Here is a 22,258-nt window from a genome sequence, read left to right on the forward strand (position 1 = left end):
CGGAGATTCTAGACGATTTTTGTGGATTCGCACAGAGTCACGTTGGGTGTGACCGGACGTGTCATGCCGCTCTCGATGATTCAGCCAACGAATGAGACATCGCTCATTCGAGACGTATTTGGCCTGTTTCGCCGGAGCTTTTGCCATGACTCAAATGATGCTGTTCGACCCCTGCTCGCTCGCCCCCAGCACCCCCGTCGCCGTGAATTCCGCTGCGGTGGCCGCCAGCCCGGTTGCCGCCAGCCCCGTCGTTTCCCACTCCCGAACCGCCACGTCGACGGTTGTTGATCGCACCCCCCGTGAGAACCGCAATCACGCCGATGCCGACGACGGGATTCACCACATGGGCGATTTGGCCCGCCTGGTCCTGCTCCGTTACCAACTGGTCGCCAAGCGACGCCAGGAAATGGCCGCTCGACGCGGAAAATAAACCCCGCCTGTCAGCCGCTTAGCTGCCACCTGCCGGTCCCTCCGGCTGGCTGTCTTTTTTACCTGATTTGCCTAGCCGCTCTTTTTTCCGGTGCAGCATCCAAGCCGTCCACATCGCACCGACCATAAATCCGATCAGGCCCGAAATCGCCAGCAACATCGCCAAGGGAACTTCCCGATGAAACACCAGCGGCATCCGCAGCAAAACACTTTGAGTGTTGGAAAGCGAAAAGATCATCAGCACCAACACGCCGGAAATGATCAAAAACCATCGAAATCGCGCCATGATGCAAGTGTCCAGTGAAGTGCGAAAGGTTGAGGGAAGTGCCGAATAGCCGGCGAAGTGCCAACTGTCCAGTGAACTAGTCGTGCCGAGCGGTCAGCCCGCTGAAACGGGAACGGTAAAAAATGAGCCCGAAATGCTAGCATTCGTTATGCTAGCGTCGGATGCGGGCCCAGACTTTCTTTGCATCCATTCGTTCGGGATGAATCGTAATGGCCAATCAGCAGCAAGTTTTTTCGTTCATGGAGGCTACCGCGGTCGCCCCGCCCCAAGCGAAGGGTCGGGCTGCCGAGGGTCGGGCTGCCGGCGCGAACCTTCACATCTCTAGCGAACCTGCGCCGTTTGCCGCCACCGGACGGGCCCAGGATCTTCCCCCGGCTGAGGAAAAACAAGCCCCGTCGGGTCGGAGTTCGGCGGTCGACACGCGGACCTGCCATCAAGAATCGGCGACGGGCCCGGACGCCGCCGCAAGCCGGGGGATTTCAAACGAATCGGAGCCACCCAGCCGCGAGGCGATCTTGAAATCATTGCGGGCCAAGGTCGGGTGCATCAGCACGGCGCGGCAAAGCGATGGGAGAGGATTTTCGACCGGCTGCGAAGCGATGGATCAGTGGTTGCCGACCGGCGGTTTGCACCCGTCGACGCTGACTGAATGGATTGCCGCCCACGACAGTGCCGCCGCCGGATCGTTGGCGATGGCTGCCGCGGCGAATCGCTTGCGTCAAATTCCCGGTCGACCGCTGGTGATCGTCGATTGCAGCGGCACGTTCTATCCGCCGGCGGCCGTCTCGATGGGGGTGCCGCACCAGCGGATGATTCTGTTGCGTCCCCGCAGTGGTGCCGATGCGATTTGGGCGATCGATCAATCGCTGCGTTCCGGCGCCGCCGCGGCCGTCTGGGCTTCTTTGCCCATGCAAGTCGACGATCGTGACGCAAGACGTTTGCAATTGGCGGCCGAAAGCGGTCGAACGCCGGGGTTGCTGGTGCGTGGGTTTGCCGCGCGGGGAAAACCCAGCTTCGCCGAAGTCCAGTTTTATGTGTCGCAGCAGCGGCGTGAACTGGCGCGTTCGGTCACCCGCCGCACGCGTGATTTCGAAGTCATTTCGGTCACACTCGACCGTGTTCGTGGCGGTGCGGTCGGCAGGCAGCTTGCGCTGCAAATCATCGATGCGGCAACGATCCGTCCGCTTTCCACCACCACCGGCCCACAGACGAAACGGCATGAAACGGCTGCTGAGCATCTGGCTTCGCAACTGGCCCATCCAGCGATTGCAAAGCGAGTGGCGGCGCGACGCGACTCTCGAACCGCTTCCTAGTGATGCGTCACCGGACAACCGCGCGGCACCGCTGATCCTTTGGAAGAACGATCACCGCCGCGGACGGCTGGTCGTCGCCTGCTGCGCCGCGGCGCGGCGGATGGGCGTTCGCACCGGCATCGCGATCGCCCAAGCGACGGAGCTTGCCGGTTCCGCCGGCGTGACCCCGATCACCGCCGAGCATGATCCGATCGCGGATTCGATGGCCTTGGGACGCGTTGCCGATGCCCTGCAACATCAAATCAGCCCGCTCGTCGCGATCGAATCACTCGGCAAACGACTTTGGGCCGGTCAGGTTTTGCTGGAACCCGACACGTTGTTTTGTGATCTGTCCGGGGTCACGCATCTGTTTGAAGATGAAGCCGGGATCCTGGACGCCACCGGGCGCTGTCTGGCCGAACTCGGATGGGTCGGCAAACTGGCCATCGCCGATCACGCCGCCGCCGCTTGGGCGCTGGCCCATTACGACGTCAACGACCCCGTGATTTCGACACGCGGTGTCGATGATTTGCTGCACTTGAGCGTCAACGCGCTGCGGATCGAATCGGAAATCAAACACACCCTTGACCGATTGGGGATCGAAACCATCGGCGCATTGCTGCGACTTCCCCGCGGCGGACTGGCCCAACGCTTGGGCGACGGAATCGTCAAACGGATTGCCGAAATCTTGGGCGAAGTCGAGATCCCGTTGGAAGTCCACCATGCCGAACAACAGCACCTTAGCAGCCATGAATTGGAATACCCGACGGATGATCTTGAGATTGTGATGGATCGGGTGGGGCGGCTGGCGGAGTCCATCGTGGCGAGTTTGGCGGCGTGTCAGCGCGGAGCGTTGCGTGTGGCGTGTCGTTTAGAACTCGTCGACCGGGCGCCGCTGTCTACGGTGATCGGCATGTTCGCCCCGACCCAAGATCAACAACATCTTCATTGCTTGATCAACTCCAGTTTGGAATCGTTGCGTGTCGCGTCACCGATCACCAAGATCACCTTGTCGGTCTTGCAGAGCGGCCCGCTGCGGACACAGCAAAACGCGCTCTTCGCCGACGAAGCCTTTGGGTTAGGTGACAATGCAGTCTCCGATCGTTCCCTCGCCCGGCTCGTCGACACGCTCTCCGGTCGCCTCGGTCGCGATGCGGTCTTGGGTGTTCGATTGAGTGAAAATCCGTTGCCGGAGAAAGCGTTTCGAACCTATTCCTTGACCGATCATCGGACCCGCAAGGCGCTGCGGCGGTTGCCATCGAAACAACCCGCTCGGCGAAAGACGGCGGGCGAGCGTTCCACCTTTCACGCTCCCCGCCGTGACGATGCACGCCGCCGCCCGATGCAATTGTTGCGCAAACCCGTTCGCTTGACCGCGGTCGAAAAATCGCCCGCCCACGCCGCCAATCCTTTTCAAGCCCTGCCACCGTTCCGATTCGAAGGTGCGCTGCACCGCGTCGCGTTTGCCTGGGGCCCCGAACGCATCGAAACCGGCTGGTGGGACGGCCCGACGATTCGCCGCGATTACTACCGCATCGAAACCGAAACCGGAAACGTTTGGTGGGTGTTTCGAGAGTTAAAGAGCGGGGAATGGTTTTTACATGGACGTTTTTTTTAGTTTCAACTTGAAACTTGAAACTTGAAACTTGAAACTTGAAACTTGAAACTTGAAACTTGAAACTTGAAACTTGAAACTTGAAAAAAACGCACACGCTGCAAAACAAATTCCTGTCAACAGCTAACAGCTAACAGCTAACAGCTAACAGCTAATCGCTAACCAACAACCGAACTCTCTGCGGCAGCGTTTTGATTTCCAGTGGCAGTCGTCCGGCGTAGTCACCGTCGAGTTCATAGGCGACGCGTTGGTCGGATTCGAATCGCAGGCTTAGCACGTGATTCTCTTGGACGCCGCCGAACCTTCGGTGCATTCCCGTCACGATGCCTAGCGCGTAGCCGAATCCGCTCAGCAGCCCGCGACCGGCGAAGGTGATCAGGTCCAGGTTTCCGTCGTCGCCGGCTGCCGAAGGATGAATCCGCAGTCCCGCGGCATAGCACGGCAGGTTGAACGCCATCGCCCAGCCGACCTGGCGTTGTTGAATGACTTCGCCGGAGACGTCGATCGCCGCGACGCGGATGGCGGGAAATCGATAGGCCCGACAGGTTTGCCAAATCGGTTTCAGGTAACTGTGGCGACGGATGTGTCCTTTGCGTCGCAGGTGCACTCGGCGGACGACTTCGGCATCGAACCCGGCCGTCGCCATGATCAGAAACAGTCGTCCGTTGGCTTCCCCGGCATCGATCTGGATCGCGCGTCCTTCGGTCAGTGTTTTCATCACTGCTTCGGCGGCGTTGGATTGCCCCAGGTACCTCGCCAGAAGGTTTTCGGTGCCCATCGGCATCGGCAGCAGTGGCGTTTCGGGGAACGTGCTGGACGCGACCAGGCTGATCGTTCCGTCACCGCCGGCGGCCACCACGACCGGTTGTGAAACACCGGTTTCACGCCGACGCGTCGCAACGGCGTTCAGTTCGCGGGGGCAGGTCACCGTCTGGTACTCGATCCCGGCGGCGGCGAGCAGCTCGGCCAACCGGGGCAATTGTTCGCGCGCCGCACCGCTGCCCGCCTTGGGGCTGGTAAACAAAATCACGTCCAACGTCATCGCTCTCGGTGCGGAAAATGTGCTTGACTCTCGGGTACCTGACCCTCTTTGTCGCATCATTCTTCGAAGATTCCAACCAGATTCACGCAAGATGCTGGGGGAATCTGCCTTGTCTTGGCACTTGCCCCGTTGGTAACACCCTTTCACGCCATGAATCGCGCGAGCTGTGAATGACCGCGCGGTGGCCCAAACACGATCCACGGACGGATTGCGTTTTCCTCGTCGAAACGGTTTGCCTTCGTCTAATGACACAACGAATCAATACGCACGGATGCCCCGAGACCGAAATCCGCTGGTGCAAGATCGCCGGCGGCGCGTCGGCATCCGCGATGATCGCGGGGCAACGCGGTGAAGCATCTATTGCCGGTCAATTACGAGCTCTCAGCGGCAGGGCGCAAGCCCTCCGGTCCCTCCTCGTTGCCAAGACACCAGAGGGCTCGCGCCCTATCGCTAAAAAATGCTTCACTGCGTTTATCGCGGGGGTTGTCTGTTTGGCGTTTTCACTGCCTGCGGCGGCCCAAATGGGCGGCGGCATGGGTGGCGGAGGTCCTCAGAGCGGCGGTCCGGCAGGACCGGCCGAGCGTCCCAAGTTCCGCGATCACGTCCACAACCAGGATGCCCTGCCGATCGGCCGCGAACACGGCGACAAGGTCGTCACCAGTGTTCGAATTGTCGGCAATCGAGCGCTCAGCGAGCATGAGATCCTGCAAAAGATGCAGACCAAGAAAGGGCGGTTTTTCAGCCGCGAAGTCTTGCTCGGCGACGTCCATCGGTTGAACGAAATGAAATCGTTTGACCATGTCACTTTCAAAACCAAAGACAACGATGCCGGGGTCGACGTAACGTTTGTGGTGCATGAACGCGCCCTGATCTCCGCGATCTCCTTTCACGGAAACAACCGCGTCAATGACCGCGATCTGAAGGGTCGCGCCGGATTGGAAGTCAAAGATCCGCTCAGCGAGTTCTCCGTCGAATCGGCCCGCCGGCGATTGATCGACTACTACAAGGACGAAGGGTTCAACCAGGTCGCGATCACGTCGACGATCGGGTTCAAGAACAAACCCGGCATGGTGATCTTTCGGATCAACGAGGGACCCAAAGAACGAATCGCTAGCATCAATGTCATCGGCAATACCTTGTTGAGCGAAGCCCGGCTGAAGAAACTGATCAAGAGCCGTGGACCGTTTCTCAAATTCGGCTACTACACCTTCAACGTCGCCAACATGGCCAAGATCGATCGCGACGTCGATATCTTGGCCGCGACCTATCACAACCTCGGCTACCTGACCGCTACCGTCGGTCGGCGAATCTCCTACAGCGAAGACGGCAAATGGATGGACGTGACGTTTGTGGTCAACGAAGGCAAACGTTTCAAAATCAACAGCGTGCAAATCATCGGCAATCAATTCGTCACCGAGGATTCACTGCGGCAGCGTTTGGAACTGAAGGCCGGCGACATGTTTGACGGCACCATCTTGAAACGCGACGTGGGCGAGATCGTTTACGGCTACGGCGAACTGGGATTCATCTATGCCGATGTCCAGCCCAAGACCGTGATGCGTGACGAAGAGAACACCGTCGACTTGGTCTATCAGATCGAAGAAGGTGACCGTTGGAAGATCGGCGAGATCCGCGTCAACATCGAAGGCGAACCGCACCTGATGCGGGAGACCGTGATGTTGAACATGTTGGAGATGCGCGAAGGTGATTTCATCGACCGCAGACTGCTGGAAATCGGTCGACGACGCATGAGCAATAGCCAGTTGCTGGAAACCAATCCGCAAATCGCCGACCCGCCTGACATTATCGTCGATCCTCGGGAGGATGCGTTTTAATGAATCATCCCTCCCGCACCGACACCGACCGCAACGTTTTTCCATCACCCCTGACACCAGCAAGCGAATCAACCCGAATGGAATCGATCGATTTGCCGAAACGATTGGCCAGGCGAGCCGCCATCAACACGCCGATGGCACGTGCCCTGGCGGTTCCAATCGCCGTGCTCGCCTGCACCGCGCTGGCCTGGACCTCCTCGGCCAACGCCCAGAACTATCCGCCGGGATACAACCCGCCGACGGGGACCTACGTTCAGCCGCAACAAAACTACGCGCCGCAACAAAACTACGCGCCGCAACAAAACTATGTGCCGCAGCCGGTGCCGCAACAGGCGGCGCCGCAGACGACGTTTCCGCCGACTCAGTTCGGGCCGCGTCAACGCGTGCTCCAACCCGGTCAATCGGTTCCCGGAAGTGGCACCGCGTTTCCGCCGATCGGCACCGATCCGGTTTACACGCCTAACGTTCGCGTCGCGGACTTGATCGTCAACGGATTTCCCGCACGGACCGGACGGATCATGTTCGGCGGTGCGGTCAACAGTGACGCCGGGGTGACCGGACAGATCACGATCGACGAACGAAACTTCGACATCATGCGTTGGCCGCGCTCGTTCCGAGACCTGTTCGGCGGGACCGCCTTCCGTGGTGCCGGGCAAACCTTTCGCTTGGAAGCCGCACCGGGCAGCGACTTTGATCGATACAGTGTCCAGTTCGCCGACCCGAACTTGTTCGGTTACTTGCCGATCAGTTTCTCAGCCAGCGGATTCCTTTACGACCGGCGTTACGACGACTGGGATGAGAACCGACTCGGCGGTCGATTCTCGCTGGGCTATCGCATCACGCCCGACTTGTCATTGGCTGTCGGCATCAGTGGCCAGAATGTCGACCTCAGTCGGGTTCGGACGCTCAACACGGCGATCCTGTCGCCGGGTGATGCGGCCGAATACCAGGAGCTGACCGACGCCCAGGGTGACAACGAACTGTACAGCGGCAGCATCACGCTGACGCACAACACCCGCGACAGTCCGATTCAGCCCAGCCAGGGTCACTATTTCCAGTTCCAGTTCGAAGAAACCTTCGGCGATTACGACTACTCCCGGATCGAAGTGGAGTATCGCAAGTACTGGTTGCTGGCGTCGCGAGCCGACGGCAGTGGTAAACAAACTTTCTCGTACAGCACCCAAGTCGGATTCAGCGGGAACGACACGCCGATCTTCGAAAACTTCTTCGCCGGCGGTTACGCGACGCTGCGAGGATTCGATTTTCGCGGTGCAGGCCCCGTGGTGGGCGGTACGGGCGGAAATCCCTTCGTTGCCGTTGGGGGGGAATTCCAATTTCTCAATTCCGTCGAGTACATGTTCCCGATCACGGCCGACGACGCCTTTCGCGGTGTCGCATTTTGTGACTTTGGTACCGTGGAAAGCAGTGTTAAACTGGACGCCGACTCGTTTCGTGTCGCGCCCGGTTTGGGTTTGCGTGTGGCAATCCCGGCGCTCGGGCCGGCCCCGCTCGCGTTCGACTTTGCCTACCCGGTCAACAAGTCTGACTTTGACAACGAGCGTATCTTCAGCTTTTACATGAGTTTGATTCGGTAACCTTGCAACAGCCGACCCAACCGTCCGCCGCCTCGGGGTCTTGGACCGACCAGATCCAAGCGAGGTTTCGATGCGTCCTTTCCGACGACTTATCGCGATGGTTCGACGACGAGATCTGGCGCTTTGCCGACGGCAGCGTCGGCAACCGGTTCGCCTCGGCGATCCCGCCCCAGGAACTCATCGACGAGGCACCCACGGCGATCTGGCCGGCGCTGATGCCCTGTGACTTTCTGCCCATCCTGACCAACACGATGGGCGATTGGTTGTGCGTCCGGATCGCCGCCGACAATTCGGCCGGACAGATCGTCCATTGGTACCACGGCGGCGGCGACTGGATCCCCTGGGGCGACTCGCTGGCCGAAGCCATTTACTTTGACCACGTTCGGCACAAGCTGCCCGGCAGCCGTCGTGACCACGCGATCTCCGCGGGTTCAGCGAGCGACGAAAGCGATCGATCCTGCCATCGATTGAATCAATGGGCGATCACTCGCCTGGAACATCGGTCGGCCTCCGAATTGGAACCACTGAGCGGTCTTGAGCTGGCCGGCGAGATGAACGATCGCCACATCAGCCAAGCGGCGGTCTTGTGCCAAATGGTGATCGATGCGTTAGAAAATCCGCTGCTCGGCGACGATGTCCTTCGCGGCTTGGACATCGACGATCCCGAACAACTCCAGCGCGGCTTGTTCGACAACCGGCTGATGGACCAGGCCTGGATCGACAAGGTGGTCGCGGCAAACGTTTCCCGCCAGCAGGTGCTCGACCAGCAAGATTGGGAGGCGGCGATGCGCTATTGCCGTCGCGCGATCGAGTTTGCGCCGGAACTCGGTTGGGCCTGGGACGTCTTGGGGTACGGCGAAGAGCAATCGGGGAATCGCGCCGCCGCGATCGATCACTACCGAAGCGGGCTGAACTGTTCCATCTTCACCGATCAGACGGTGCGCGTTCGGACGCACGGGTTTTGCGGTGAAGGCCAAAAGTTTTCTGCTGCGCGGTTGATGACGCTCGGCTACGAGCCCTGCGATTCGGTCGAGCAAGGTTATTTCGAAAGCCTTTGCGTGCCTTCGGCCAGCGATCGACGCGATCGAGTCCGTGAGCACTTCGCCGCATTGGCGCAACAAGCGCCGCCCGCCCAAGCCCACGAATTGTGGGTCCGTGCGGGATGGGATTTGGGCGCCGAACCGATGCTGGCGTTTGCGGAACTGCTCGAGCAAATCGCAGTCGCGGCAGACGCCGCCGGCAGAACGGCCCAGAGTGAACTGGCCCGTACCCACCGAAACTGTTTCCGAGATCGCTACGGCATCTAGTAGTCCTTGTCACCTTGCGTTTCGGGTAAGGCGGTAGTGGACGAGGCGACGAGTCCTCTGCAATCGGCATATCGGCAAGGACTCGTCGCCTCGTCCACTACCCGAAAAGATAGCGGACACGGAATACTCGTGCTTCACGAGCCGCGCGCCGATTCGTCTATAATGGCGCCCCGATTCATTCCCCATCGGGCCCCGGCTCTTGCCATTGCATCGGTGCACCTGCGGCACCATCGGGTGCACACGGCTCCTTCCCAGCCCCATCTGGCCCGTCATGCCAGGGGAGATGGGAGCGATCACTGGTATCGGCGCGTCCTGAACTTCCCATCCTCCTAGGCATTCCCCATGAGACCTTCTCGATCATTCCTTTTCGGAATTCTTTTTTTCTCGCTGGTCGCACCCGATGCGGTGCAAGCGGAAACGTGGACGGACAACACTGGGCAATTCAAGATCGAAGCCGAATTCGTAGGCGTCGAAGGCCGATCGATCGTCTTGCGTCTGGCCGACGGTTCGACCAAGAACGTTCCGATCGAACGGTTGAGTGACACCAGTCGCGAGCGCGCCAAAGCGTTGTACGAGGCCGCGAAATCGAATCCGGCCGCAGCCCAGCCGGCCACTGCCACCAAGCCCATGGTCGCCAAGCCCGCGACTGCAGGTGCATCATCCGGATCGGCGTCACCGTCGATCGCTCGCGGCGACAACGACTTCGCACCCGCCGTCCCGCCGGTCTCCCCGATGCCGGACTTCCCCGACAACGGTTCGCTGCAGCAGACCGTCGACTTCGTGATCGAGCAAGTCGTGGCGGGGCATCCCGAAGTCTTCTGGTACGCCTTGCCGGCCGAAGTCCGTCGAGAAGTTGACAGTGACGAGGTCCGTGCGGCGATGCGTCCGGCGATCGAAATGCAAGTCGAAGCGCAACAGCCGATTCACGAGGTGGCCAACAAAGTCTGTGAGATTCTGATTCGACAAAAGCAGTTCATCTTGAACACGCCGATGATGAAAATGGCGCCGCCGCAAGTGACTCAGATGGTTCAGCCGCTGTACGATCCCGCCAGCGGGCTGATCTACGAGGTGGTTCAGTGCGTGTTCGATTCCAAAATGATCGTCGACGATTCGGTCACCAGCTTTGTCGATCATTACGGACCACGGATCGGCGGACACCTGCATGTCTTGGTCCAGGCAGCACCGCCCGGGATGATCGATCAGTTCACCAACACGATCGTCGTCAATCAGATCGACGATTCGAGTGGTACGATCACGGTGCCCAAACAAGGCGGCGGAACAACAGTCGTTGAAATGGTTGCTTATGGCGGACGTTGGATGCCGAAAGACTTCGTCGCGACGTGGAAAGAAAAAGGCGGCACGATGGCCAGCGGAATGGCGGAGCAATTCGAAAGCAATCAAGCAGCCTTTCAAGCCTCGCAGCAACAGATGGCCCAGGCGACCGGGATGATCGCCGGCATGGCCAACCAGTTCCTCCAGCCGATGCTGGACGCCAAGACCCAGCAAGAATTCGACACCGCGCTGACCCAAGCGATGCTCACCGCCAGCATGATGCAAAACAACGGAGCCCCCGGCCTGGCACCACCGCCCGCGGCACGAAATCCGGCGTTCGGGCAATAGCGAAGTCGCAGTCCAATCGACAGACCGTTAACGTTTTCCCCACCGTCGCACGTGGGGAAGGTTGCGGTACAGGAACCAATTGTAAAAACGTCTCGGCAGGACACGACGCAGGGCCGAAAACAAGACCGCGTCGAGACTGCCGTAGACTCTCAGCGGTGGAGACCTCCGCCGCATCACTCGGATGACTTTCAGCGCGACCGAATCGGGCGTGGCGAGCGCCCGATGCATTGCCTTGGCAATGAATTGTTCCATGTGATGATAGTGCTCGTGGTACGGATTCTGGTGATCGTCCGAGGCGTCAGCGCTCAATGTCGTGTACGGCACCTTTTCGAAAGCGTCGGATCGCATGAACCCCGGTTGGACGAGCGTGACGGAAACGTTCCACGGTTTGACTTCGTAATACAACGCTTCACTGGCTCCCTCCAAGGCGAACTTGGACGCCGAGTAGACGGACATCGTGGGCATCGCCATCATGCCGCCTACCGAGGAGATGTTGATAATCTTGCCACGCCGTTTTTGACGCATCCCCGGTAACACGCAACGCGTCAATTCGATCGGTGATCGAAAGTTGATGTTCATTTGGTGCAGCCGCTCCGGTTCGGTGACGTGCTCCACACAGGATCGATAGACCACACCGGCGTTGTTGATCAGCACATCGACACCGCCCAGCGTGGACGCGATCTCGTTGACGATGCAAACCCGTTGCTCCGCGTCGGTGATGTCCAGAGGGCGAATCCAGACGTCGTCGCGCTCGACAATCCCCTGCTCGCCGAATCGATGCAGCGACCCTGCCCGCGCCGTCAGAACCAGGTGCAGATTCTGCTTGCGTTGTTCGTGCAGCAGACGGCGAGCGATCGCGAGCCCCAAGCCGACCGAAGCGCCGGTCACCAAAACGACTTGCCGGTCACTCATGAGTCGGTCGTCCGTATCCGCGCGGGAGGAACGGTGCATTGACCGAATGTCTTAACGTTTTCTGAGTTTCTCAAGGTCGTCCCAGTGGATCGTGGTGAGGCTGATGAGCTCGATACGACCTTTCCGTCGCCCGTGAGCGGGAGAGTGCTTGTCCGGAGACGGGGCAAAGCGTGTACCTGACTCGATGATGGGCTGGATACATGACGATTAGAGTGTCGATGTTTTCGTTAAATCGCCTTCACGGGATCGTCAGGGCCTTTCGCCCTCCGTCGTCGCCAGACGAGATGCGAAATCATCGTGCAAGGTGCCAGGAATTCAGGCACGATCGTGGTTCGCGGGCGTTTCTGCCCACCACGCGCCGGGACGTGCCGGCAACGATGGATGCATCGTCGATCGACGGTCCGAACCCGAAAATGAGGCTGTGGCAGAACGCGAGTTTCAGGTTCCCTGGTGCCGCCGGCAACACGGATGCTTGCACAGCGCTCGACAAGGGTTTAAAAATAGACGGTACGCCTATTTTGGAGGCGGTTCCTTTCATCCATCTGGGGAGCGTGCAGATGTCGCCGAGAATTCATGGGTTTCTGCTGGTTGCGTTAGCCGTTGCCGTCGGACGAGCGAGCGGACAGGAGGTCATTCCGACGACGGATCAACGCGAACGTTGGAACGCCGTGTATCAACAGGAAGCGGCGCAGTACCAGATGTTTCGACACGGTGACGACACCGAAGAGCTGCAACTCGTGCCATCTCCCCTGCTGACCTTTACCAATCCGGTGCGGGTCCGCGATACGCATGGAGCCGCGTTTGTCTGGACGAGTGATGGACGGCCGGAAGTCGTCGGCGCGATCTGGTCGGTGATCTCCCCAGACGATCCCGACAAACGACGTCTGTCGCATGAGTTTCACTCGCTTTCGCTTGCCCCGATCAGCTCCAAGCACGAGCCGCGTCAAAGTCGACGTGGCGTGGTCCCTGATTGGAACGCGCGCGACCCCGGTATCAAGCCCGCTGCGATCCCCGACGCGTCTCCGCCGGCGCCGACGGCAACGCTCCGCTTGACCCAGATGCGACGTTTGGCAAGAAACTTTGAAGCGACCATTCCTCCGGGACTCGGCGACGGACAAGGTTCGCTCAGGCTGCTCGCACAACCGATTTATCGTTATCAGAGCGAACGCCATGAGATCATCGACGGTGCGGTGTTTGCATTCGTGATGGGGACGGATCCCGAGTTGATTCTGTTGATCGAAGCGGTGGAGTCCGACGGCGGTCACCAGTGGCGGTTTGCCGCTGCCCAATTGAGCCAATTGCCCCTGCGTCTGGACTACAAGGGCAGTCGGGTGTGGGAATGCGAACGCGCGGTGCCGTACGTGGGAGATCAGCCGCACTTCATGTACTGGGGCGTTTCCGCCCGCGACCGCCTGGTTGACTAGTAAAATCCGACCTTGCTGGGCCATCTGCATTCCCATGCCGACGATCAGTCCGCGTGGCAGCGTTGCGGTAAAACTGATTCGGCCCGACCAACTGGCCATGTTGCCGGCCGACCGGCGTGAAGTCTGGAAAGAACGTTTTCGCGCCGAAGCAAAAGCAAAAGCCATGGCACGTTTGGATCACGAACACGTCGTCACGATCTGCGACGTCGGTGAAGTCGAGGGGACGCTGTATTACTCGATGCAATTCATCGAAGGCCGCAGCTAGTCACAGATGGTCGGCGAGAGCCCGATCGAGAACCGCCGTGTGACCGAGTGGCCCCGCATGTTTCGCAAGATGAAAGCGAAGATCAAAGCCGGCCAGACGCCCGAAGTGACCAACATCACAATCGTCGTGATCGAGCCTCACCCGTTCTGCGTCCCCGGCTTTTTCCCGAACAGTGATCGCAAGCCCTTGATCTTCGTGAGCACCAGTTGGCCATTGCGCTGTGTCCCGTCGCCGGTCAGCTCGATCGGTGTCCCGCAGTGGTAGGCCAAATTGAAATCGTGGAAATCACGGAATTCGATCTCCACGCGAACCGGCAATCGGCCCGGGACGTCGACGTAAAAGATTTTGGCTTCGTTCAAGTCCTCGGACAGCCTCAATCGCCCCTGGACCGTGATCGTTCCCGATTCGTAGCGCACCCAGCTTTCGAACGAACGCTCGCGGAACGGCGTGTAATCGGATCCGTCGAGCCCGGGCAAGGGCTGATTCGATTGCCCGAACGAATCGATGTTGATACCAAATTTCTGCAACAAGACCAGGTGAAGCCGACCGAGTTGTTGATTTTCGGCATAGCGGACATAACGCCCGGTCTTCAATCGGCCGCCGCCCTGACCGGCAAGGATAATCGGCACCCGTTTGACCGTGTGGTTGTCGCTGTGTCCCATGCCGGAACCGAACAACACAACACTGTGATCCAACAAGGAGCCGTTGTGGTCCTTGTAAGATTTCATTTTGTTGAGCAAGTAATCGAATTTCTCCATGTGCCAAAGGCTGATCTTCAGCAACGCGTCCAGGTTGGACCGTGAAAAGTTCCGGAAGAAGTGCGACAGGTAGTGATGCTGTTCTTTGATGCCCAGGAAATCAAAGATCATCCGACTGTTGCTGTTGCCGAGCATGTAGGTGACGCACCGCGTCGAGTCGGTCCAGAGCGCCAGGGCGATCAAGTCGATCATCGATTCGACCTGTTCGTTCAGGTTGGCCGGGGCAAGCGGCCGCTCGATCGTCGAAATCGGGATCGTTTTCTTCGTTTGCTGCAGATTGGCGATTCGCTTTTCCGTTTCGCGAACGACGCTCAGGTACTGATCCAACGTTTGTCGATCTTCCAGACCCGCACGGCGTTGCAGTGATCGGGCGTCCTCGGCGACGCGATCCAACAGGCTGGTCATTTCGGCTCGTTTGGCCGGATTGGACATCGGATTTCGAAACAGCCGATCATAAATCAATTGCGGATCGCTCTCACGCGGGATCGCGTCTCCGTTTTGATCGTAGGAGATATAGCTGCATCCGAATTGATTGGGAAACAACCCTTCGGTGGTCAATTCCAATGATCGATGCGCGGTGTCGCCGCCGATCTGGTCTGCGATCAGTTGGTCGATCGACGGACTATTGGTGCTCTGATGATGGCCGCACAAAAACCGCCGCGTCGAATTGGCATGAGAGGAAAAACCGAAGTCGCCCATGTTGTCCAGAATCAGCAGGTCGTCCTTGTGCTTGGCAAAGGGCTGCATCAACGGGGACATGCGAAAGTCAAACTCGGTGCCTCCGTTGATGTTCCAGCTGGGCGGGTGCACGCCGTTGGGCTTGAACAGCGTGACGAACCGGAGCGGCGGCGCGTCGTCGGTTGCTCCCGATGCCGACGATTCCATCAAATTCAAAAACGGCAACGGCAACAGTGGTCCCGCGGCCCCACGAAGAAACGTGCGTCGATCGATGTGCCACTTCATCTTGATCCCTACTGGCTGGTTGTCGTTTCGCCCGTCGCCGCACGGCTGTCACGGTTTTGATCACTGCGAACAAAGGCCTGACGCATCGGTAAACACGTGCAAACTTCATGAATCAGATCGCGAAATGTTCCGTCGGATTGCAGCAGCTTGGCATGGATCCGATCGACGGTGGGACGATCATGATACTCCAGTTTGCGACACAGGGCGTATGCCAAAAATCGCTCGACGACATTACGGATGACCGGTTCTTTCCGGCTGGTGGTGAGAATCTGTTTCAATTCCTCGAAGTCATGAAAGGTCTCACCCGATGGCAGGCGACCGCTCGCATCGATCTGTTCCACATCCACCGCCGTCTCAATTTTCCGACGTTTGTTGCCGGGTTTCTCCAGAAGCAAGTGCGCCCCGGAATCGTCGTAGTACTGCAGCGCAAAACCGAGCGGATCGATTTTGTCGTGGCACACCGCGCACGTCGTGTTGCTGCGATGGATCTCAAATCGCTCTCGAAAGGTCAGGTTGTCTCCACGTCGATTGCGCGGTACTTGACCGACATTCGCTGGCGGTTCGGGCAAGTCGTCGCCAAGGATTCGCTCCAGCATCCAGGTCCCGCGCAAGACCGGGCCTCGGTTCATCGCCAACACACCGGGAATCGTCAAAAATCCGCCGCGATGGACACTCTGCACCAAGTCGATCTTCTGATTCGGCAGCCGCTCGACCTCAATCCCCTTGCCCTTTTTGTAGGCAACCAACTGTGTGCGATCCCCGGGGTAGTACTTCGCCGTATGAGCATTGACAAATGCGACGTCGGAATCAATCAGTTCCAAGACCGGCCGCCCCTCGGTAAACAGATAATGCAGGTAATCGATGGGCTGGCTTTTCAACGCATCGGCGACCGGCGGATTGTTCGAAACCTGATCGATTTCATCCAACGAGAACCACTCGACGCCCAGGTGTTCGGCCAAGCTTCGCGACTTGGGCGAGGCAAGCATGCGGTCGATTTGTCGTTCCAAGACCGACCGGTCTGTCAGCGACCCGACGGCCGCAAGATGCATCAGTTCTTCATCCGGCATGTCGGCCCACAGGAAATAGCTGATCCGTTCGGCTAGCTCAAATGCGTCGACCGGCTCGATCCGGTCACGTGGGATCTGCATCATCAATCCCCGATAAAAGAATCGGGGTGACATCAGAACCGTCTTCATTTCCTGACGGGTGACCCGCTGGCGCTCACTCGGTGACGCGGCGGCAAGATTCGCCAGCGAACGAGCGATCACGTCATCGCTGATGTGGCGTCGATACGCAGCCCGCGCGACCCGGCGCAGCAGCGTTGCCGCCTGCTCGTGCGAAAGCGTCCCCTCGGTCTCCGAACCGACCAGCCTGTTTAATTGCGGATGCCCGCCGACTGAGAATAGTTTTTCGATGGCGAAATCGACCAGATAAGCATATTGATCCCAAACCACGGGGGTCAACGGGTTCCCCGACGTGTCGTTCTTGAAACCGGAGGCACCCGGCGGATCGGTCGGCAGCAACTTCATCACCAACGACTTCTCCGAAACCGTCTGTTCGGCTTCGATGATGGCCACGTCCAATGAAAACCCGAACACGCTGTGCAGGGTGTTGCGATACTCGTGTGCCGAAAGCCGGCGAGGACGGAAGTGTCCCGGGTGCGCCTGGACGGAATCGACGAATCGGTTCTGGTACCAACGGAGGATCGTCTCCTTTTCCGCTACACTCGGCTGCGGTTGGTCCTCCGGTGGCATGACGGAGTCGCGGATCAGTTCGGTGGCCGATTCCCAGACTTCGAACTGGTCGAGCGCTTGTTGCTGGGTCCGGATCTTGAGCAAATCGACATCGCCGCTGACATCATCGCCGCCGTGACAGCTGAAACAATATTTCTGAATCAGCGGTCGGATCGTCGTCTCGTAAACGGTCTCGGCGCGGACCGGCCGAACAAAAACGAGGAGGACGGCGGCGCAGAACAGGCATGCTGAACTTCGCTTTTTGGATATCGTCGTGATCATCCGAACGGTTTTCTCGCTTTCGCGCGGCTGGCGTCTCGGTAGCGGCCTGGCGTCTGGTTGACTTCACGTTTGAACACGACGCTGAAGTACTCGGCGTGTTTGAAACCGGTCAGGCGTGAGATCTTGACCAGACTCAGTTCGGTGTCTCGCAATAACTGGCAGGCGCGTTTGATTTGAACGCGACGGATCTCCGCCTGCGGTGAACGCCCCAGGTATTGGCGAAAGCGACGTTCCAAACTGCTGCGCGCGATCGGGACTTCGGCCAAAATGTCCGAGACCGTTAGCCCTTCGCAGGCTCGGAAACGAATCATTTGAATCGCCGCGGCCACGTCTTCATCGTCGATTGCCATCACGTCGGTGCTCAACCGCTCGGCGATCCCCAACGGTGCGATCTGGACGTGTGGTTTGTCCGGCGTCTGCCCCCGCATCATTTGGTCCAGCATCACGGCCGCTTGATAGCCGATGCGTTCGGCCGCCGGGATGATGCTCGAAAGTGGCGGGTCGCAGAAATCGCACAGGACATGGTCGTTGTCGACGCCCAACACCGCGATCTCATCGGGAACCGACACCTTGGCCGTTTGACAGGCTTCCAGGATGTGTTGTCCGCGAAAATCGTTGCAGGCCAGGATCCCGATCGGACGCGGCAGACTCTTGACCCACGCGACGATCTGGTCTTGTTGCTGTTGCCATCCGCCTTGGCTGGCCGAGGACCAACCGGATTGATGCACGTGCACGCGCTCCGGATCCTCGACACCACGTTCGGCAAGTCCGGCGAGGAATCCGGTCAGCCGCTGGGAGGACCAATGGTGATCGCTGAATCCCGCAAACGCGAAATGCTCGATTCCCTTGTCGGCCAGATGCGATGCGGCAAGACGGCCGATCGCTTCATGGTCATTGATCACCGAAGGCAGACTTTGGTCGTCACGGATGTCGCCCAGATTGACCGTCGGAATCCCCGTCTCGCGAATGATCTCGATCATCTCGGGAGTCGTGTCGCGGGTGATGATGCCGTCGCCGTCCCAAGAGCGGAACCAGGCCGGCGGTCCGGCCATCAATTCGCGCAAGTCCAGTTGCACCGACCAGGGTTGTCGTTCGATGCGGTAACGGCTGATCCCTTCCAAGACGCTGCGCCCGAACGCCATCGTCGTTTCGACCAGCAACAGCACCTTGGGGCGCGCTTGGCCGCCGCCCGCTACGCCGCCCGTCGCGCTGCCGGCTTGGGGGGCCCTGTGTTTTGGGAGGCCGTTGGCGGCGGCGTTGGAAGGCGGAACGGGCATCGCGGAGCAGGAGTTCGGTGAATCAGAGTTGCAAAACTGGCCCGAAGTGGGGGCCCGGACAATTCCCTTCACCGTGGAATATCTCTCAATCCCGCCCCCGTTGCAATCGATATGTCAGCAGTCGACGTCAGAAACCACCGGTTTTCACGCCACAATGAAGCAAGTTCCACGCTGTCGACGCTGGAACATTTCTTTCCAGGTGGTCTGGGGACAAGGGAAGCAGAATCATACGGGGCACAATGACAAAGAACGACCACGACCGGCCGCAAGCACTCTCGTCCCTCTCCCTCTCTCCTTGTCTCCCGCTCTCCCTCTCTCCCGCTCCTACCCCAACGATCCGGCGAACACCTTTTCCAAACCGCGTTTGGCGGTGTCGGCGGCGTTGCTGCTGATCACGGCGTTGACCTGCAATTCGCTGGTGCTGATCATGTCGACGTTGATGTCTGCGCCGGCCAGCGTTTCGAAGAGCAGCGTGGCGACATGGGTGTGGCTGCGGAGGCCGATTCCGCTGACGGTTACCTTGGCGATTTCGCGGACACCTTGAACGCCTCGCATGCCGTGCGAGGCGGCGATTTTTTCAGCGACTTTCAGACTGGCTTCCAGGGCGTCTTGGGGGACCGTAAAACTGACACTGGTCGATCCGTCTTCGCCGTCATAGCCCTGGACGATCATGTCGACCGAGATACCCGCGGCGCCGATGCGTTCGAACATGTCCGCCGCGATTCCCGGGCGGTCGGGCACACCCATCAACGTCACCCGAGCCTGGTGATCGAGCACGGAAATGCCGGTCAAGGTCAACGCTTCGAGGGCATCATCGCGGAGCCGGCTGATCAGTGTTTCGACTTCGACGCCCGATTCCCGATCGGCTTTGATCTGGCTCCATGACTTGGCGTCATCGGGTTTGACGTGCAGCTTGAATCCTTCGTGGACGGCGCGGAGTGCGATCGAAGCCTGGTCACGCGGCACCAAGGCGCTGATTTTGATTTCGCTGGTGGTGATCATTTGAATGTTCACGCCCGCACCGGCCAGGGCGCGAAACATTTCGCTGGCCACGCCGGCTTGGTCGGGCATGTTCGCCCCGACGACGGAGATCTTGCTGACCTGGTCATCGTGGGTCACGCCTTCCACACCGATCTTGTCGACGACCGGCGCGAGCGCTTGCAGGGTTGCCGGCAGGTCATCACGTCGGACGGTGAAGGAGACGTCTGCTTTGCCTCCGTCGCCGACGTTTTGGACCACCATGTCCACGGCGATCTTTTTGTCCGCGATCGCCGAGAAGATCTGCAGGCTCATGCCGGGGACATCGGGAACACCAAGGATCGTCACACGGGCCTCGTCGGGAGTCATTGCGGCTCCGCTGACCGGTGCCGTCGCGGACTCTTGCTCGGTGACGATCATCGTTCCTTCGGTGTCCGAGAAACTGCTGCGGACATGAATCGGGACACCAAATTTTTTGGCGAATTCGATGCTGCGGTTGTGCATGACGCTGGCACCCAGGCTGGCCAATTCCAGCATCTCGTCATAACTGATCACATCGACGCGACGTGCTTCGGGCAGCAGTCTCGGGTCGGTCGTGTAAACGCCGTCCACGTCGGTGTAGATTTCACAGGCGTCGGCTTTCAGCACCGCGGCCAATGCGACCGCGGTCGTGTCGCTGCCGCCGCGCCCGAGCGTGGTGATGTTCAGGTCGTTGTCGATCCCTTGGAATCCGGCCGCCACGACGATCTTGCCTTCGTCCAACAACCGTTCGATGCGTTCGGTGGAAATCGAACGGATCCGAGCCTTGCTGAAACTGCTGTCGGTCTGCATCCCGATCTGGCCGCCGGTCAAACTGACCGCTTCGCTGCCCAACGCGTTGATCGCCATGGCGACCAGGGCGACGCTGACCTGTTCGCCGGTGCTGAGCAACATGTCCATTTCGCGCGCCGGCGGATTGGGGCCGACTTCTTGAGCCAGTTCCAACAACCGGTCGGTGTTCTTTCCCATCGCGCTGACGACCATCACAACTCGATGGCCTTGGCGTTGGGCACGAATGGCTTTGCGCGCCGCGGCGCGAATCTTTTCGACGTCGGCGACGCTTGTACCGCCGAATTTTTGAACAATCAGAGACATGGGGTGTGGTTTAGAAAAAATGCGGTGGAGTGATCTCTAGCGGCGGATGAACGCATCCATCAAATCCCAGCCGTGGTCAAAGCGACGTCCCGACGCTGCGGCTGCGATTTCGTCGTAGGTCGTTTGCGAATCCGATTCAATTCCCGTTCCGGCCATGACCAAGGGGACCATGCCGTGGGTGTGTTTCTTGGTGCTGCAAAAGGTCGGGTGATCCGGCGTGACCAGAATCCGGTGGTCGCCGTGTCCCGCGAGCGCCTCGGCAAGCGGCCCGACGATGTGGCGATCGATCTGCTCGAGCGCTTCGATCTTGGCGTCGTGACGCCCTTCATGGGACGCCTCGTCGGGAGCTTCGACGTGCACGCAGACCAAGTCGTACTGGTCGAGTGCCTTGATCGCCGCGGCGCCCTTGGCCGCGTAATCGGTGTCCAGGTATCCGGTCGCCCCTTCGACTTCGATCCGCGGCCATCCGGCCAGCGCCGCGATCCCGCGCAACAGGTCGACTGCCGTGATCATCGTGCCACGAACGCCAAACCGTTCTTCGAACGTGGGCATCGACGGTGCCCCGCCCAAGCCCCACAGCCAGACGTGGGTTGCGGGGCGTTTGCCGGCGGCTTGTCGGGCCTGGTTGACCGGATGATCGGCGAACACATCGGCCGACCCGTTCATCAGTCGCACCAGCAGATCGCTGCCGGGGCCGCGCGGAAAATCATCGGTCACCGACAGGTCGGTCAGATCGTGGGGCGCCGTCGATCGCGTCTCCGACGAAAACGGCGCCGGCGTGTTGTCGTCGCCGCGGTAGATCAACAAGTTCCGGTAGCTGACACCGGGGACAAATTCAAAGCGGCCGCCTTCAGTACCCAGCAACGCCTCACCGGCGGCAGCCAGCAATTGCCGAGATTCCTCGGTGCTGATGTGATCGGCGGTGAAGTCCACCATGACCTGGTCTTCGATCGTCACCAGGTTGCAGCGGACGGCGAAATCATGCTTCCCCAGCGTGATCCCGCTGGCGGCCGCTTCCAACGGTGCTCGACCGGTGAAGTACTGGTCCGGGTCGTATCCGAACAGGCACAAATTGGCCACTTCGCTGCCGGCGGGCAGGTGTGCCGGCGTGTTGTTGGACAGGGCACTGGCCCCGGTCGCCGCGATCCGGTCCATGGCCGGAACCGAGGCCGCCTGCAGCGGTGTTTTTCCTCCCAACGCCTCGATCGGTTCGTCCGCGCATCCGTCCGGGATTACGATGACATATTTCATATTGTTTCGATGGGGGGTTCGGGAGTCCGGTGGTGTGAAGGCCTGTCGATTGAAGCCCGCACGCGTCAGCAAGGGGCAACACTGCGCCCCTCACTAACGGATCGGGATGGTGTGATCGCGTTGAACTCGGAAAATCGACTCAATCGACAGGCCGGTGAGGGGATTGCCCCCTAGTTTCGTTCAGAGACGGGGATCTCGGAAGGGGACGCAATTCTGGGGGGCCGCTGGGAACGGAGCCGCCGGGAACGCATCAAATCGGT

At 59.7% G+C, this 22,258-nt stretch carries 17 protein-coding genes; 9 read left to right on the forward strand and 8 right to left on the reverse strand.

Translation table 11 applies throughout. The features are described from left to right. Positions 1 to 145: 145 nt before the first annotated feature. Positions 146 to 430 (forward strand): hypothetical protein, encoded by a 285-nt coding sequence (locus tag TBK1r_RS30015; RefSeq protein WP_145218861.1) that lies wholly within the window; start codon positions 146 to 148, stop codon positions 428 to 430. Positions 431 to 448: 18 nt separating this feature from the next. On the opposite strand, the gene TBK1r_RS30020 is transcribed toward TBK1r_RS30015, so the two are convergent. Then, positions 449 to 694, reverse strand: coding sequence for a LapA family protein (locus TBK1r_RS30020; RefSeq protein WP_419580532.1), 246 nt, complete (start codon positions 692 to 694; stop codon positions 449 to 451). Positions 695 to 924: 230 nt separating this feature from the next. On the opposite strand from TBK1r_RS30020, the gene TBK1r_RS30025 reads away from it, so the two are divergent. Continuing rightward, complete coding sequence (locus TBK1r_RS30025) at positions 925 to 2,028, forward strand: ImuA family protein (protein WP_145218866.1); 1,104 nt, start codon at positions 925 to 927, stop codon at positions 2,026 to 2,028. After that, entirely contained in the window at positions 1,934 to 3,625 is a 1,692-nt protein-coding gene (locus tag TBK1r_RS30030; protein WP_145218867.1) for a Y-family DNA polymerase, read from the forward strand. Before TBK1r_RS30025 ends, TBK1r_RS30030 begins: the two co-directional genes overlap by 95 nt. Before the next feature lie 148 nt (positions 3,626 to 3,773). On the opposite strand, the gene TBK1r_RS30035 is transcribed toward TBK1r_RS30030, so the two are convergent. Continuing rightward, on the reverse strand, positions 3,774 to 4,664 hold the full coding sequence (locus TBK1r_RS30035; protein WP_145218869.1) for a diacylglycerol/lipid kinase family protein: 891 nt from the start codon (positions 4,662 to 4,664) through the stop codon (positions 3,774 to 3,776). Between the two features lie 245 nt (positions 4,665 to 4,909). Here TBK1r_RS30035 and TBK1r_RS30040 point away from each other — a divergent pair, with 245 nt between their 5' ends. The 4 genes from TBK1r_RS30040 to TBK1r_RS30055 all read left to right on the forward strand — a co-directional run bounded on the left by TBK1r_RS30040 (position 4,910) and on the right by TBK1r_RS30055 (position 11,021). Beyond that, entirely contained in the window at positions 4,910 to 6,499 is a 1,590-nt protein-coding gene (locus TBK1r_RS30040; protein ID WP_419580533.1) for a BamA/OMP85 family outer membrane protein, read from the forward strand. Continuing rightward, positions 6,499 to 8,094 (forward strand): BamA/OMP85 family outer membrane protein, encoded by a 1,596-nt coding sequence (locus TBK1r_RS30045; RefSeq protein WP_145218871.1) that lies wholly within the window; start codon positions 6,499 to 6,501, stop codon positions 8,092 to 8,094. The genes TBK1r_RS30040 and TBK1r_RS30045 overlap by 1 nt, the downstream gene beginning before the upstream one ends. Before the next feature lie 2 nt (positions 8,095 to 8,096). Then, positions 8,097 to 9,401: an SMI1/KNR4 family protein gene (locus TBK1r_RS30050; protein ID WP_145218873.1), complete on the forward strand. Its 1,305-nt coding sequence runs from the start codon at positions 8,097 to 8,099 to the stop codon at positions 9,399 to 9,401. A 342-nt stretch (positions 9,402 to 9,743) separates the two neighbouring features. Further along, positions 9,744 to 11,021: an SHD1 domain-containing protein gene (locus TBK1r_RS30055; RefSeq protein ID WP_145218876.1), complete on the forward strand. Its 1,278-nt coding sequence runs from the start codon at positions 9,744 to 9,746 to the stop codon at positions 11,019 to 11,021. Between the two features lie 27 nt (positions 11,022 to 11,048). Here TBK1r_RS30055 and TBK1r_RS30060 read toward each other — a convergent pair whose 3' ends face one another. Further along, positions 11,049 to 11,933: an SDR family NAD(P)-dependent oxidoreductase gene (locus tag TBK1r_RS30060; protein WP_419580534.1), complete on the reverse strand. Its 885-nt coding sequence runs from the start codon at positions 11,931 to 11,933 to the stop codon at positions 11,049 to 11,051. A gap of 557 nt (positions 11,934 to 12,490) precedes the next feature. On the opposite strand from TBK1r_RS30060, the gene TBK1r_RS30065 reads away from it, so the two are divergent. Together TBK1r_RS30065 and TBK1r_RS30070 are read left to right on the forward strand one after the other, a co-directional pair. Continuing rightward, entirely contained in the window at positions 12,491 to 13,357 is an 867-nt protein-coding gene (locus tag TBK1r_RS30065) for a hypothetical protein (protein ID WP_145218880.1), read from the forward strand. A 34-nt stretch (positions 13,358 to 13,391) separates the two neighbouring features. Continuing rightward, positions 13,392 to 13,622 carry a protein kinase family protein gene (locus tag TBK1r_RS30070; RefSeq protein ID WP_145218882.1) on the forward strand — a complete coding sequence of 77 codons (231 nt, stop codon included), beginning with the start codon at positions 13,392 to 13,394 and terminating at the stop codon, positions 13,620 to 13,622. 137 nt (positions 13,623 to 13,759) lie between these two features. On the opposite strand, the gene TBK1r_RS30075 is transcribed toward TBK1r_RS30070, so the two are convergent. From TBK1r_RS30075 to TBK1r_RS30095, 5 genes are all read right to left on the reverse strand, one after another. Next, a complete protein-coding gene (locus TBK1r_RS30075; protein ID WP_145218884.1) occupies positions 13,760 to 15,343 on the reverse strand; it encodes a DUF1552 domain-containing protein in 1,584 nt (527 codons plus the stop codon). Positions 15,344 to 15,351: 8 nt separating this feature from the next. Next, positions 15,352 to 17,358 (reverse strand): DUF1592 domain-containing protein, encoded by a 2,007-nt coding sequence (locus TBK1r_RS30080; protein ID WP_145218886.1) that lies wholly within the window; start codon positions 17,356 to 17,358, stop codon positions 15,352 to 15,354. After that, positions 17,355 to 18,635, reverse strand: a complete 1,281-nt coding sequence (locus TBK1r_RS30085) for a XylR family transcriptional regulator (RefSeq protein ID WP_145218888.1) — start codon at positions 18,633 to 18,635, stop codon at positions 17,355 to 17,357. Before TBK1r_RS30085 ends, TBK1r_RS30080 begins: the two co-directional genes overlap by 4 nt. A gap of 324 nt (positions 18,636 to 18,959) precedes the next feature. Then, complete coding sequence (locus TBK1r_RS30090) at positions 18,960 to 20,747, reverse strand: aspartate kinase (protein WP_145218890.1); 1,788 nt, start codon at positions 20,745 to 20,747, stop codon at positions 18,960 to 18,962. Between the two features lie 36 nt (positions 20,748 to 20,783). After that, positions 20,784 to 21,998 carry a cofactor-independent phosphoglycerate mutase gene (locus tag TBK1r_RS30095; protein WP_145218892.1) on the reverse strand — a complete coding sequence of 405 codons (1,215 nt, stop codon included), beginning with the start codon at positions 21,996 to 21,998 and terminating at the stop codon, positions 20,784 to 20,786. Positions 21,999 to 22,258: the final 260 nt, after the last annotated feature.

It is taken from the genome of Stieleria magnilauensis (assembly GCA_007753675.1).
GTDB lineage: Bacteria > Planctomycetota > Planctomycetia > Pirellulales > Pirellulaceae > Stieleria > Stieleria magnilauensis.

Bases quoted from the DNA above. Each gene is read 5' to 3' on its own strand.
- TBK1r_RS30095 (WP_145218892.1), bottom strand. From the start codon at position 21,998: ATGAAATATGTCATCGTAATCCCGGACGGATGCGCGGACGAACCGATC.
- TBK1r_RS30055 (WP_145218876.1), top strand. From the start codon at position 9,744: ATGAGACCTTCTCGATCATTCCTTTTCGGAATTCTTTTTTTCTCGCTG.
- TBK1r_RS30090 (WP_145218890.1), bottom strand. From the start codon at position 20,747: ATGTCTCTGATTGTTCAAAAATTCGGCGGTACAAGCGTCGCCGACGTC.
- TBK1r_RS30070 (WP_145218882.1), top strand. From the start codon at position 13,392: ATGCCGACGATCAGTCCGCGTGGCAGCGTTGCGGTAAAACTGATTCGG.
- TBK1r_RS30025 (WP_145218866.1), top strand. From the start codon at position 925: ATGGCCAATCAGCAGCAAGTTTTTTCGTTCATGGAGGCTACCGCGGTC.
- TBK1r_RS30060 (WP_419580534.1), bottom strand. From the start codon at position 11,933: ATGAGTGACCGGCAAGTCGTTTTGGTGACCGGCGCTTCGGTCGGCTTG.
- TBK1r_RS30065 (WP_145218880.1), top strand. From the start codon at position 12,491: ATGTCGCCGAGAATTCATGGGTTTCTGCTGGTTGCGTTAGCCGTTGCC.
- TBK1r_RS30075 (WP_145218884.1), bottom strand. From the start codon at position 15,343: ATGAAGTGGCACATCGATCGACGCACGTTTCTTCGTGGGGCCGCGGGA.
- TBK1r_RS30035 (WP_145218869.1), bottom strand. From the start codon at position 4,664: ATGACGTTGGACGTGATTTTGTTTACCAGCCCCAAGGCGGGCAGCGGT.
- TBK1r_RS30085 (WP_145218888.1), bottom strand. From the start codon at position 18,635: ATGCCCGTTCCGCCTTCCAACGCCGCCGCCAACGGCCTCCCAAAACAC.
- TBK1r_RS30080 (WP_145218886.1), bottom strand. From the start codon at position 17,358: ATGATCACGACGATATCCAAAAAGCGAAGTTCAGCATGCCTGTTCTGC.
- TBK1r_RS30045 (WP_145218871.1), top strand. From the start codon at position 6,499: ATGAATCATCCCTCCCGCACCGACACCGACCGCAACGTTTTTCCATCA.
- TBK1r_RS30015 (WP_145218861.1), top strand. From the start codon at position 146: ATGACTCAAATGATGCTGTTCGACCCCTGCTCGCTCGCCCCCAGCACC.
- TBK1r_RS30040 (WP_419580533.1), top strand. From the start codon at position 4,910: ATGACACAACGAATCAATACGCACGGATGCCCCGAGACCGAAATCCGC.
- TBK1r_RS30030 (WP_145218867.1), top strand. From the start codon at position 1,934: ATGAAACGGCTGCTGAGCATCTGGCTTCGCAACTGGCCCATCCAGCGA.